At 69.7% G+C, this 12320-nt stretch carries 10 protein-coding genes; 5 read left to right on the top strand and 5 right to left on the bottom strand.

From position 1 onward, the window contains the following. The first annotated feature begins 58 nt into the window (after positions 1 to 58). Positions 59 to 748: a glutathione S-transferase family protein gene (locus tag AVME950_RS21425; RefSeq protein WP_284431359.1), complete on the top strand. Its 690-nt coding sequence runs from the start codon at positions 59 to 61 to the stop codon at positions 746 to 748. A 44-nt stretch (positions 749 to 792) separates the two neighbouring features. On the opposite strand, the gene AVME950_RS21420 is transcribed toward AVME950_RS21425, so the two are convergent. The 4 genes from AVME950_RS21420 to AVME950_RS21405 all read right to left on the bottom strand — a co-directional run bounded on the left by AVME950_RS21420 (position 793) and on the right by AVME950_RS21405 (position 3933). Continuing rightward, a complete protein-coding gene (locus AVME950_RS21420) occupies positions 793 to 1926 on the bottom strand; it encodes a zinc ribbon domain-containing protein (protein ID WP_284431358.1) in 1134 nt (377 codons plus the stop codon). A gap of 98 nt (positions 1927 to 2024) precedes the next feature. Further along, entirely contained in the window at positions 2025 to 2828 is an 804-nt protein-coding gene (locus tag AVME950_RS21415; protein WP_284431357.1) for a DUF2145 domain-containing protein, read from the bottom strand. Positions 2829 to 2839: 11 nt separating this feature from the next. Next, positions 2840 to 3310: a hypothetical protein gene (locus AVME950_RS21410; protein WP_284431356.1), complete on the bottom strand. Its 471-nt coding sequence runs from the start codon at positions 3308 to 3310 to the stop codon at positions 2840 to 2842. A 95-nt stretch (positions 3311 to 3405) separates the two neighbouring features. Continuing rightward, positions 3406 to 3933 (bottom strand): YiaA/YiaB family inner membrane protein, encoded by a 528-nt coding sequence (locus AVME950_RS21405; RefSeq protein ID WP_284431355.1) that lies wholly within the window; start codon positions 3931 to 3933, stop codon positions 3406 to 3408. 217 nt (positions 3934 to 4150) lie between these two features. Here AVME950_RS21405 and AVME950_RS21400 point away from each other — a divergent pair, with 217 nt between their 5' ends. Both AVME950_RS21400 and AVME950_RS21395 read left to right on the top strand, forming a co-directional pair. Next, positions 4151 to 5743 carry a surface layer protein NpdA gene (locus AVME950_RS21400; protein ID WP_284431354.1) on the top strand — a complete coding sequence of 531 codons (1593 nt, stop codon included), beginning with the start codon at positions 4151 to 4153 and terminating at the stop codon, positions 5741 to 5743. Between the two features lie 287 nt (positions 5744 to 6030). Further along, entirely contained in the window at positions 6031 to 7644 is a 1614-nt protein-coding gene (locus AVME950_RS21395; protein ID WP_284431353.1) for a surface layer protein NpdA, read from the top strand. A 158-nt stretch (positions 7645 to 7802) separates the two neighbouring features. On the opposite strand, the gene AVME950_RS21390 is transcribed toward AVME950_RS21395, so the two are convergent. Continuing rightward, positions 7803 to 8324 carry an Lrp/AsnC family transcriptional regulator gene (locus AVME950_RS21390; protein WP_284431352.1) on the bottom strand — a complete coding sequence of 174 codons (522 nt, stop codon included), beginning with the start codon at positions 8322 to 8324 and terminating at the stop codon, positions 7803 to 7805. A gap of 218 nt (positions 8325 to 8542) precedes the next feature. On the opposite strand from AVME950_RS21390, the gene AVME950_RS21385 reads away from it, so the two are divergent. Together AVME950_RS21385 and mdeB are read left to right on the top strand one after the other, a co-directional pair. Beyond that, entirely contained in the window at positions 8543 to 9559 is a 1017-nt protein-coding gene (locus tag AVME950_RS21385; protein ID WP_272566827.1) for a 1-aminocyclopropane-1-carboxylate deaminase, read from the top strand. A 23-nt stretch (positions 9560 to 9582) separates the two neighbouring features. Then, on the top strand, positions 9583 to 12279 hold the full coding sequence (gene mdeB, locus AVME950_RS21380; protein WP_284431351.1) for an alpha-ketoglutarate dehydrogenase: 2697 nt from the start codon (positions 9583 to 9585) through the stop codon (positions 12277 to 12279). Positions 12280 to 12320 lie beyond the last annotated feature (41 nt).

Raw genomic sequence — 12320 nt, 5'->3', positions numbered from 1 at the left:
TGTCCGCTGCGGGACGGCGGTGGTATGCGGCCCGGCGCGCGCCCGCTACGATGGCGCCATGCTGACCGTCCACCACCTCGAAACCTCGCGCTCGCAGCGCGTCCTTTGGCTCCTGGAAGAACTGGGCGTACCCTACGAACTCCGGACTTACCAGCGCGACCCGCGCACCCGCCTGGCGCCGCCGGAGCTGCGCAAGATCCATCCGCTCGGCAAGTCGCCAGTCATCACCGAAGGCGACGAGGTCATCGCCGAATCGGGCGCCATCATCGAAGCCCTGGTGGACCGCTACGGCGCGCAGGCGCAGGGCGAGCTCGCGCACCTGGAGCCCGCGCGCGGCACGCCCGAACGCCGCCAGTGCCGCTTCTGGATGCACTACGCCGAAGGCTCGCTGATGAACTGGCTGGTGATGAAGCTGGTCTTCCAGACGCTGCCCAAACAGCCCATGCCGTTCTTCGTGCGGCCCATCGCGCGGGCCGTGTGCGGCAAGGCGGAGCAAAAGCTGGTGGATCCCAATCTGGCCACGGCCCTGGCCTTCATCGACGACCACCTGTCGCGCAACGCCTGGTTTGCCGGAGCCGACCTCACCATGGCCGATTTCCAGATGAGCTTTCCGGTCGAGGCGGCCATGAGCCGCGTGCAGAACGCCGACCAGCACACGCACCTGAAGGCCTACCAGGCCCGCATGCGGGCCCGCCCGGCCTACCAGCGGGCGCTGGCCAAGGGCGGCCCGGTGGTGATGGGCGGCTGAGGCGCCACGCCCCCTGCATCCCGGCGCCCTTCCCAGCGGATCCTCTAGAGCGGTCCCGCCGGGGCCGGGCCACCGGCCAATGGCCCGGCGGCGTGCGGCACCGCCGCCGCACTGGCGTCCGAGTCGCTGCTGGGTAGCAGCCCCCGGCCCGCGCCTGCGCCGCAGGCATGGCAGAACCGGGCGAATGCGCTCTTGCGGGTATTGCACGCGCCGCAGTGGTCGAACAGCCCGATGCCGCAGTGGGGGCAGAAGTCGATGGTGGGGTCCTTCAGGTCCACCGGCCGCTCGCACCCAGGGCACACGCCCTTGGCGAGGCGCGCCAGGGCGACGTCGTAGCTCAGCTCCTTGCGGCGCTCCTGGTCGGGCAGCGCCTCGGCCCGCTTCTGGCGCTCCAGGTAGCGGTTGAGCGCCACGATGGCGTAGCGCCCGACCAGCGCGGTCACGACGATGCCGACCACGTAGCGCACATAGCCGCCGTAGCTGGGCAGGTAGGGCACCAGCTCCACGAAGAACGCGAACAGCGCGAAGAAGATGAAGCCCCACACGAACGGCCAGTAGGTGCCCTTGCGCTTCTTCACGAACAGCCAGCCGGCCACCACCAGCAGCGGCAGCGTGAGGGCCAGCCGGTACAGGAACACGCGCAGCTGCACCTTGCGCTGCTGCACGGCCATGCGCTCGTAGCCCTCCTTTTCCAGCGCGGCCAGCCGTTGCTGCGCGGCCGTGGCCGCCTGGCGCGCATCGAGCGCGGCCTGCTGCTGCGCTTCGACCGCCTGCTGGGTCTGGCGCTCGCGCAGCTGGAGCCGGTCCAGCGCCTGGGTGCGCTGCACCACCTCGGGGTTGTGTTCGGACTGCTGCGTGGCGCTGCGCGTGGCCAGCCAGTTGTTGAAGGTCTCGCGCTCCGCCGCGGTCTCGCTGCGCGACTTGGCGCGCTGCAGGCGGGCCTGGTCGAGCGCCGTCTCCGCGCTCTCCTCGGCCTGCTGCGCGTTGCGCACCTGGGCGCGCAGCGTCTCCGCGGCAGGGCGGTCCAGGAAATCGTCGAGCTGCAGCGTGGCCTCGACCTTGGGCAGGTCGTCCACGACGGTGCCGCCCAGCCCGATCAGGAAGCTGGCGAACACCAGCGACACCAGCCACAGGCCCCGGCGGAACCATTTTTCCGACAGGCGAAGGGATTTGCTCATGACCAGCTCCTCGGCATTGAAATACTATTCATTTGATAGCAACACAGGCAACAAATATCCCGGCATCAGCGGCTTTTGACTATAAACCCGTGTTGGCGTCACGGCGGCGGCAGCGCCACCGGGGCCGATGCCAGTTGTGCGCGCTGCAGCCACGCCAGGGCCGAGTCCACGGTCACCGTGGCGATGCGGTTGGCGAAACGCTCGCTGTCCGGGTGGTCGTCGAACGCCACGTTCGCCGCCGTCACCCGCCCGCCCAGCCGCGTGAGCGCGCCGACCTTGAGCACGGTCGGCTCGTACCCCTTGTAGCGCAGCCAAGCCTGCGCCTGATCGCGCCGGAGCACGGTGCCGGGCTCCATGGCCGCGGCCAGCGTCTCCATCGCCCACTGGTTCGACTGCTGGTACTTCGTGCCCCAGGCGTAGCTCACCATGCTGTAGGGCCGCTGGTGCATGGCCGTGGCGCGCGTACGGTCGGCGAGTACGGCCATCATCCGCTGCTGCACCTCGGGCGTGGGCACGGCCCACACGGCCTCGTAGCGCCACAGGTCGTCGAGAAAGAACTCGCCCAGCCCCTGCCGGTACACCACGCCCACCGCGGTGCCGCACTCGTTGAGCTTGTGCACCACGCGCCACGGCCCCTGCGGCGTGCGGTAGGCCCAGCCCAGGTGCGAGTAGCGCAGCCCGTACCGGGACAGGTCCTGCCCCGCACGCGCCAGGACCACCACCTGGGTGCCCGAGCGGGCGTGCTCCGCGTCCAGGGCCCGGGCCGTGCGGGCGGCCAGATCCATGCCGCGCTCGATGAGCTGCGGGGTCGGCTTGCGCGCCTCGCACGAGCGGCCCGCGTGGGCGGCGCCGGTTCCGGCGAGAGCAACCGCCGCCAGAGCGGCCAGGGCCCGCCTGCGCATGGTCCGCCCCCTCACAGCCGCTCGTTGTAGAGCAGCGCACGGCCCAGGGCATTGGGCACGAAGGCCAGCGCTTCGCCCGCCACCGACAGGACGACGCCGGTGCCGATCACGCTGCAGGCCACCGCCGACCCCACGGCATGGACCGTGCCGGAGGCCGCGCGGCCGGCCACCTCCACGCTCACCTGCGCGCCATCGGACACCCGCTCCAGCACATACACGGTGCCGTTGGCCGACGCCTCCACGGCCTTCACGGTGAGGATCGCGCCGCCCACCGACAACGCGACGGGAACGGCCGCCACCGCCCCGGCGGCCGTGGACGCCACCGAAGCGGTGCCCACCACCGAGGCCACGGGCAGCAGCGACAGGCCGACGGACACCTCGCTCTGCGCATGCACGGCGCCTACCGACAGCGCAAAGGCCAGGCCGAAGCCCGCGGCCCGGCGGGCCCAGGAAAAACGGGGGATCAGAGTCTCGATGCGCATGGTCTTTCTCCAGAAAAAGGGCGCGACAGCGGGGCCGCCGTGCGCGCAGGGGACGGCCGGGAAAGCGGGCACCGCGCCCGCTCCGGCCCCCGGGGTCACTCCGCCGTCGCCTTGCCCGCCTTGTCCGGGGCGGCGGCCGGTGCGGAAGGGGTGCCGCCGGCTGGCAGGGAGGCCTCGCGGCGGCCTTGCCAGCGGGCGTCCGCCAGGTCCGCCTCGTGGCGGTCGCGCAGCATCTTGGCCAGCGTGAAGGCGGTGGTGATCAGGTAGAGCCAGCTCACGCCCAGGAAGGCCTGGTAGGTGGGGTTGATGTCCATGCTCCACAGGCCCCAGCCCGTGAGGCCCACGGCCACCGCGAACGCGCCCCAGACGACCAGCTTGAACATCGGAGTGTCCGCACCGTGGCGCGTCTGGTTGTCCCGCACGAACTTCGCCAGCATGAACACGGCCGAGAGGCAAAAGACGTAACCCATCACCATGAAGGCCCGCTCCATGGCCACCCCTGGCAGCCATGCCAGCCCCACCGCGCAGCAGAACACGGCGATGCCGAACGAGACCCAGACCTGCAGGCGCCAGGCGGGCGTATCGCGCTGGATCACGGGCGAAGGAGCGAAGGGGTGTGACATGGAGAGAAGGGCTTGCGGCCCGTGGTGGAACATGGGGCGGATCATGCGCAGGCCGCCCACCCCGGCCCGCACTGGAATGCACGGGTGGCGGGCTTTCGGCTGCCTGGTATCGCATGGCGATACTTTCCCTGATTCCCCAACCCCTCGGCGAGTGCCACAGCCGCGCGGATTGCGGTAATCTGCCGCCATCATTGGCTCTCCCTCCGAAGGACCCCGCATGCCTATCCAGAAGATCGCGGCCGCGTGCGCCCTGCTGTGCAGCGCCGGCTTCGCCTCCAGCGCCCTGGCCGGCGTCATCGCCGGCACGGGGGGCACGCCCTCCAGCAGCGTGATGGGCGCCACCGATGCCACCACCTATGCCATCGCCGAAAGCGGCCCCGGCCACAGCCTCGTGGTGCCTTACTTCACGGCGCAGAACGGGCAGATGACGGTGCTGCACCTGGTCAACACCGACTTGAACAACGGCAAGGCCGTGAAGCTGCGCTTTCGCGGCGCCAACAACGGCGATGGCCTGCTGCACATGACCGTGCTGCTGGCCCCCGGCGACGTCTGGACCGGCGCGGTGACGGCCGGAGCCAACGGCATCGCGCAGCTCACCACCGCCGATGCGACCTGCACCTCGCCCCGGCTCGCGCCCGGCGTGGCGCAAGCCTTCGTGACCGAACGGCTCAACCCCCTGTGGACCGCCGACGTGCAGGCCAACCACACCCGCGAAGGCGCCATCGAGGCGATCGTGGCGGCCGACATTCCCGCCGCCGCCGTATACGGCGCGGGCCAGCAGGAGCGCTCCGCCCTCTTCACGGCCATCCGCCCGGTGAACGGCACGGCCCCCTGCACCGATGCGGCGCTGAACGCGGCGCTGCTGGAGGACACGAGCACCGAGGCCACGGCCGCTTCCCGGGGCCTGGCCACGCCCACGGGCGGCGTGGCGGGCACTTGGTACATCATCGACGTGCCCAACTCCACCACCTTCTCGGGGGCCGCCACCGCGATCCGCGCCGTCAACAACGCGGGCCGCAATGCACGGGGCAACTACGTGCTGTTTCCGCCCACCGCGCAGACCGTCACCGCGCCTGAGCGCTACACCGCCGACCCACTGCTGGTCTCGGCCGGCTTCGCCACCCGCGTGAAGAACATCGACGGAGAAACCAGCGAGCCCACCAATGCGGCCGTCATCCAGGCGCGCTACTACGACCTGCCCGACCTGTCCACGCCCTACTACCTGCCGGCCGGCGAACGCAACGCGCGCAGGACGGCGGGGGACCTGTCGGCGCAACTGGCGGCCACCGAAGTGATGAACCAGTACGCCACCGACCCCTCCATTTCCGCCCGAACGGACTGGGTGCTGTCCATGCCCACCAAGCGCTACAGCGTGGCCTACGACTACAGCCAGCCCCCAGCGGTCGCCCGCGTGTATTCGGTGGTGCCGCCCTCGGACCTCGGCAGCCAGTATTTCTCGGGCGACGACACCCAGGTCAAGACCAGCCCAGAGAGCGTGTGCAGCCAGTGGAACCTGACCTATTTCGACCGCCAGACCAGCACCAAGCCCGCCCTCAGCCCCGTGGTGGCCTGCGGCACGGTGGCCACGTTGGGCTTCCAGGAGGCGGGCCGCTCCGGCGTCTCGGCCTCGATCACCGCGCAGCCCCGCTCGGACGCCTTCGTGTCCGGCTGGGCCAGCATCGCCACCAATGCGTCGGATGGCCGTCCCGTCATCGGCGCCGCCCTGCTCAAGCTCACCAACCCCAATGCCACACCTGGCGTCGCGGGCAATTACGGCCTGACCATGCCGCACATGTATAAAGCGCCCTGAGCGCACGCAGGGCGGCGGCCGATTGAGGCCGCCATGGGCCCGGCGCTCGGAACGGGTTCACGATCCTTGCCGGAGCCGCCGGGCACCATCGCCCGGCATGGCTCCCATCCTCAGCGCGGTGGTTTCGATTTGCGGGTGGCCTGCTGCATGCAGCGGCCGCCCAGGGCGGGCTTTTGGCCCCATCCCACCACCACCGTGCCGACCCCATCGCGTGACAGGCTGCCTTTGCGCAGCCTACGGGCGATGCGGAGACGTTCCCACCTGCCATCCCAATCACAGGAGAAACCGTGAAAGTCAAAACCATTTCCGGGGCGGTCAGCGCCCTGCTCGGCACGCTGGCCATGGCCGGCGCAGCACACGCAGGCGTGATCGCCGGCACTGGCGCCACGCCTTCCAGCACGCAGTTGGGCGGGACCGATGCCATCAGCTTCAAGGTGGCCGAAGGCCAGGCAGGCCATGCGCTGCTGGTGCCCTATTTCACGGCGCAGAACGGCCAGATGAGCGTGCTGCACCTGGTGAACACCGACCTCGACAACGGCAAGGTGGTGAAGGTGCGCTTTCGCGGCGCCAACAACGGCGACAGCCTGCTGAGCGTGCACGTGCTGCTGTCGCCCGGCGATGTGTGGACCGCCGCGGTGACGGCCGGTGCCGACGGCCTGGCGCAACTGACCACCACCGACCGCAGCTGCACGCTGCCGCACCTCGCGCAGGGTGTGGCGCAACCGTTCTCCACGGGCCGGCTGGACCCCGCGTGGACCCCCGAGGTGATGGCGGCCAACACCCGCGAGGGCGCCATCGAGGCCATCGTGATGGCCGACGTGCCGCAGGCGGCCCTCTATGGCCCCAACGGCGCCAGCCAGTCGGCGCTGTCCGTCGCCATTCAGCAGGTGAAAGAGGTCGCGCCCTGCTCCGAATCCGTGCTCAATGCCGCGCTGATGCAGGACACGAGCAGCGAAGCCGTCGCCGCCAGCCGCGGCCTGGCCGCCCCCAGCGGCCAGCTCAGCGCCACCTGGTACGTCATCGACGTGCCCGGCTCCACCACGTTCTCCGGTGCGGCCACGGCCATCCAGGCCATCAACAACACGGGCCTGCCGGCGCGCGGCAACTACATGCTGTTCCCTCCCACGGACACGGCGGTCTCGCAGCCGGAGCGCTACACCGCCGACCCCTTGCTGGTGTCCGCAGGCCTTGCCACGCGCAACAAGGACGCGCAGGGCAACACCGCCTTCCCGACGACGGCGGCGGTCGTGCTGGCCCGCTACAACGACCTGCCCGACCTCTCCACGCCGGTCTACCTGCCTGCCACAGCAGACAGCGCCCGGGCCACTGCCGGCGATCTCTCCCGGCTGCTGGCCGTGCGCGAGTTCAAGAACCAGTACGTTCTCGACGACTCCATCTCCGCCCGCACCGACTGGGTCGTGGCGACCCCCACCAAGCGGTACAGCGTGGCCAAGGACTACAGCCAGTCGGACCCGTCGAACCAGCGCGTCTATTCCCTCGTGCCGCCCAGCGGTGGCGGCGAGCAGTACTTCCATTCGCTCAACACCCAGGTCCGCGACGGCGTCTGCAGCCGGGGCGGCAGCTGGAGCTTCCGCATGGGCTCGCGCGATGGCAGCCTCACCCCGGAAAGCGTGATTTCAGACGCGGCATCGCAACCCGAAAGCTGCGGCGCACTGTCCGTGCTTTCGTTCTCGGACACCCGGTCGGCCGTTTCTTCGTCCGTGGCCCGCAAGACCCTGCAAGGGACGTTTTCCAACGGCTGGGCCATCTTCCGGATGCCCGACGCGAGAGGCATTCCCCTCATCGGCACTGCGTTCACCAAGCTGAGCAACCCCAGCGCCACGCCCGGCGTGGCGGCCAACTATGGGCTGACCTTTCCGCATGTCGTGAAGGCGCCCTGACCCCCTGAGGCAGCCTCCCGTGACCTCCGCCCCGGCGGTGGTCACGCCCCAGGCATTCCAATGGCGGCTGCGTGGTGGATGAGGCGAGCCGCTCGCAGCGAAGCCACCCGGGCCGATCTTCCCGCCTTGCCGCGCGCCGCCGGCCTTCCGGCCCCGCGTCAGATCGCCATGGGCAGTTCGGTCGTCGAGAGCACGTTGCGGATCACCATGAACGAGCGCACCTGCCGCACGCCTGGCAGGTAAAGCAGCTGCTCCGCATGCAGGCGGTTGAAGCTCTCGCTGTCCCTGGTGCGCACCAGTAGAAAATAGTCGAACTCGCCCGTCACCACGTGGCATTCCATGCAGCCCGAGATCCTGGCGGCGGCCTTCTCGAACTCGGCGAACGACTCGGGCGTGGAGCGGTCCAGCACCACGCCGATCATCACCAGCATGCCCGCGCCCACGGCGCGCGGGTTGAGCAGCGCCACCACCCCGTCGATCAGCCCCAGGCGCTTGAGGCGCTCCACGCGCCGCAGGCAGGCAGGCGCGCTCAGGTGGACCTTGGCCGCCAGCGCCACGTTGGAGACCGATGCATCGCGCTGCAGGGCCCGCAGGATGGCCTTGTCGGTGCGGTCCAGTTCGCCGGTGAGATCGGCGGCGGATACCGGCACCGCAGGCTTTCTTAATTTTGTTGCGCACATGAATGATTTCCTGCAATGAAGTCGAAGTAAAAAGGTTTCACGGCCTTTTTCAGGCCGATTTTCAATCCATTTTTGCAACCCTGTTGCGCCCGCATTTTCCTACCATTCCAGACAACGGACTGCCCTTGTCGATTGCCCCTGCCACTGCGCGGCAGCAGCCATCCACCGCGGCGCCGGAGCCCCGCCCCCATGCCCTTCCCTTTGCCAGGATGCTTCCCATGAACTTGCAGAAATTCCCCCGCCATTCGCTGACCTTCGGCCCCACGCCCATCCAGCCGCTGCCGCGCCTGTCCGCCCACCTGGGCGGCAAGGTCGATCTGTACGCCAAGCGCGAGGACTGCAACTCGGGCCTGGCCTTCGGCGGTAACAAGACGCGCAAGCTCGAATACCTCATTCCCGAGGCGATCGAAGGCGGCTACGACACGCTGGTCTCCATCGGCGGCATCCAGTCCAACCAGACGCGCCAGGTGGCCGCCGTGGCCGCACACCTGGGCATGAAGTGCGTACTGGTGCAGGAGAACTGGGTGAACTACTCCGACGCGGTGTACGACCGCGTGGGCAACATCGAGATGAGCCGCATCATGGGCGCCGACGTGCGTCTGGACGCCGCGGGCTTCGACATCGGCATCCGCCCGAGCTGGGAGCAGGCCATGGAGGATGTGCGACAGGCCGGCGGCAAGCCGTTTCCCATTCCCGCGGGCTGCTCCGAGCACCCCAAGGGCGGGCTGGGCTTCGTCGGCTTCGCCGAAGAAGTGCGCCAGCAGGAAAAGGAACTGGGTTTTCAGTTCGACTACATCGTCGTGTGCTCGGTCACGGGCAGCACGCAGGCCGGCATGGTGGTGGGCTTCGCGGCCGATGGCCGGGCCGACAAGGTGATCGGCATCGATGCCTCGGCCAAGCCGGAGCAGACCCGCGCGCAGATCCTGCGCATCGCGCAGAACACCGCCCAACTGGTGGAACTGGGCCGTGACATCACCGAAGCCGACATCGTGCTGGACACGCGTTACGGCGGCCCCGAATACGGCCTGCCCAGCGAGGGCACTCTGGAGGCGATCCGCCTGTGCGCGCGCCAGGAGGCCATGCTGACCGACCCGGTCTATGAAGGCAAGTCGATGCACGGCATGATCGAGATGGTGCGCAACGGCGAATTTCCGGCAGGCTCCAAGGTGCTGTATGCCCACCTGGGCGGCGTGCCCGCCCTGAACGCCTACAGTTTCCTTTTCCGCAACGGTTGATCCCCCCAGGAGAACGCAGCACCATGACACGACTCGGCTGGCCCGGCGCCACCCCCTTGCCCGATACGCTCGACCCCGGGGAAGTCCAGGAATGGTGCGATGCGCTCGACGGCCTGCTGGCCGCCTGGGAGCCCCGCCAGGGGCGCGAGCGTGCCGCGGCGCTGCTCGACGCGTTGCTGGCCCATGCGCGCCAGCGCGGGCTGCAATGGAGCCCGGCCGGGATCACCTCGTACCTCAACACCGTGCGGGTGGAGGAACAGCCGCCCTACCCGGGCGACCCGCAGATCGAGCAGCGGCTGTCGGCCATCGTGCGGTGGAATGCGCTGGCCATGGTGGTGCGGGCCAATGCCGCGCAGGGCGAGCTGGGCGGCCACATCGCCAGCTACGCCTCGGCGGCGGACCTGTTCGAGGTGGGCTTCCACCATTTCTTCCATGCGCGCACCGAGCAGCACGGCGGCGACCTGGTGTATTTTCAGCCGCACTCCGCGCCCGGCGTCTATGCGCGCGCCTACCTGGAAGGCCGGCTGAGCGAAGACTCCCTGCGCCACTACCGTCAGGAACTGGCCGCCGAGGCCAAGGGCATCCAGGGCCTGACCTCCTACCCCCATCCCTACCTGATGCCGGATTTCTGGCAGTTTCCCACCGGCTCGATGGGCATCGGCCCGATCAAGGCGATCTACCAGGCGCGCTTCATGCGCTACCTGGCCGACCGGGGCCTGTGCGACACGGCGGGCCGCAAGGTCTGGGGCTTCTTCGGCGACGGCGAGATGGACGAGCCCGAATCCATTGCCGCGCTCACCCTTGCCGCGCGCGAGGGGCTGGACAACTGCATCTTCGTCATCAACTGCAACCTGCAGCGCCTGGACGGCCCGGTGCGCGGCAACGGCCGCATCGTGGACGAGCTGGAATCGCTGTTCACCGGCGCCGGCTGGAACGTCGTGAAATGCCTGTGGGGTTCCGAATGGGACGCGCTGCTGGCGCGCGACCATGGCCACGCACTGGCCCGGGCCTTCGCGCAGACGGTGGACGGCGAGTTCCAGACCCTGAGCGCGAACGACGGCGCCTTCAACCGCCGCCACTTTTTCGGCAAGAGCCCCGAACTGCAGGCCCTGGTGGCCCACCTGTCGGACGACGACATCGACCGCCTGCGCCGCGGCGGGCACGACCCGGCCAAGGTGCATGCCGCCTTCGCGCGCGCGGCCGGCCACACCGGCCAGCCCACCGTGGTGCTGGCCAAGACGATGAAGGGCTACGGCATGGGCAGCGTGGGCCAGGGCCGCATGACCTCGCACCAGCACAAGAAGCTGGGCGCCGACGAACTGCTGGCCTACCGCGACCGCTTCCACCTGCCGCTGACCGACGAAGAGGCCCGCACCGCCGCTTTCTGCAAGCCCGCCGACGACAGCGCCGAGATGCGCTACCTGCACGACCGCCGCCAGGCGCTGGGCGGCTACCTGCCCGCACGCCGCGCTCGGGCGCCCGAAGTGGCCGTGCCACCGCTGCCGGCCACCGGGGGCTTTGCGCTGGAGGCCGACGGCAAGGCCATGAGCACCACCATGGCCTTCGTGCGCCTGATGGGCAACCTGCTGAAAGACGAGGCGCTGGGGCCGCGCGTGGTGCCGATCGTGGCCGACGAGGCACGCACCTTCGGCATGGCGGGGCTGTTCCGCCAGGTCGGCATCTATGCGCCGTTCGGGCAGCTCTACCAGCCCGAGGACAACGCCTCGATGCTGGTGTACCGGGAAGAAAAATCCGGCCAGATTTTGGAAGAAGGCATCACCGAGGCCGGCGCGCTGGCCTCGTGGACGGCGGCGGCCACCAGCTATTCGACGCACGGGCTGTCGATGCTGCCGTTCTACATTTTCTACAGCATGTTCGGCTTTCAGCGCGTGGGCGACCTGATCTGGGCCGCGGCCGACCAGCGGGCGCGCGGCTTTCTCATCGGCGCCACCTCGGGCCGCACCACGCTGGGCGGCGAGGGGCTGCAGCACCAGGACGGCAGCAGCCACCTGATGGCATCCACCATTCCGAACTGCCGTGCCTACGACCCGGCCTTCGCGGGCGAGCTGGCCGTGATCGTGGACCACGGCATGCGCCGCATGGTCGAGGCGCAGATCGACGAATTCTTCTACATCACCGTCACCAACGAGAACGTGGCCAACCCCAGCCTGCCCGCCGACGCGCACGACGGCGTGGTGCGCGGCATGTACCGGCTGCGGCAGGGCGCGCCGGCACTGGCGCACCGCGTGCAGCTCTTCGGCAGCGGCGCCATCCTGGGCGAGGTGCTCAAAGCCGCCGACCGGCTGGAGCAGCAGCACGGCGTGGCGGCCGATGTGTGGAGCGTGACGAGCTACGTGGAACTGGCGCGCGAGGGGCAGGCCTGCGAGCGCGGCTGGCGCCAGGGCGAGCGCGATGCGGTGGGCAGCTGGTTCGAGCAGCAACTGGCACCCACGTCCGGGCCCATCGTCGCCGCGAGCGACTACGTGGTGGCATTGCCCGAGATGGTGCGCGCCTTCGTGCCGCCGGGCCGGCGCTATGTGACGCTGGGCACCGACGGCTTCGGCCGCAGCGACTCGCGCGCCGCCCTGCGGGCGCACTTCGCGGTGGATGCCGATGCCATCGTGCAGGCCAGCCTGCGCGCCCGCGAGGAGGACGACACCGACGAGGCGTCGGCAGAACAGCGGCGGCTGCAGGGGCTGGCCTCGCTCGCCGTCACCTGAGGCGGCGCGCCCCGCCTCCGCGGCGGGGCCTCTGCAATGAC

Source organism: Acidovorax sp. SUPP950, from assembly GCF_030158935.1.
Taxonomy (GTDB): domain Bacteria; phylum Pseudomonadota; class Gammaproteobacteria; order Burkholderiales; family Burkholderiaceae_C; genus Paracidovorax.
This window is presented reverse-complemented; position numbering and strand designations above follow the sequence as displayed.

Bases quoted from the DNA above. Each gene is read 5' to 3' on its own strand.
- AVME950_RS21405 (WP_284431355.1), bottom strand. From the start codon at position 3,933: ATGTCACACCCCTTCGCTCCTTCGCCCGTGATCCAGCGCGATACGCCC.
- AVME950_RS21385 (WP_272566827.1), top strand. From the start codon at position 8,543: ATGAACTTGCAGAAATTCCCCCGCCATTCGCTGACCTTCGGCCCCACG.
- AVME950_RS21415 (WP_284431357.1), bottom strand. From the start codon at position 2,828: ATGCGCAGGCGGGCCCTGGCCGCTCTGGCGGCGGTTGCTCTCGCCGGA.
- mdeB (WP_284431351.1), top strand. From the start codon at position 9,583: ATGACACGACTCGGCTGGCCCGGCGCCACCCCCTTGCCCGATACGCTC.
- AVME950_RS21425 (WP_284431359.1), top strand. From the start codon at position 59: ATGCTGACCGTCCACCACCTCGAAACCTCGCGCTCGCAGCGCGTCCTT.
- AVME950_RS21420 (WP_284431358.1), bottom strand. From the start codon at position 1,926: ATGAGCAAATCCCTTCGCCTGTCGGAAAAATGGTTCCGCCGGGGCCTG.
- AVME950_RS21410 (WP_284431356.1), bottom strand. From the start codon at position 3,310: ATGCGCATCGAGACTCTGATCCCCCGTTTTTCCTGGGCCCGCCGGGCC.
- AVME950_RS21390 (WP_284431352.1), bottom strand. From the start codon at position 8,324: ATGTGCGCAACAAAATTAAGAAAGCCTGCGGTGCCGGTATCCGCCGCC.
- AVME950_RS21400 (WP_284431354.1), top strand. From the start codon at position 4,151: ATGCCTATCCAGAAGATCGCGGCCGCGTGCGCCCTGCTGTGCAGCGCC.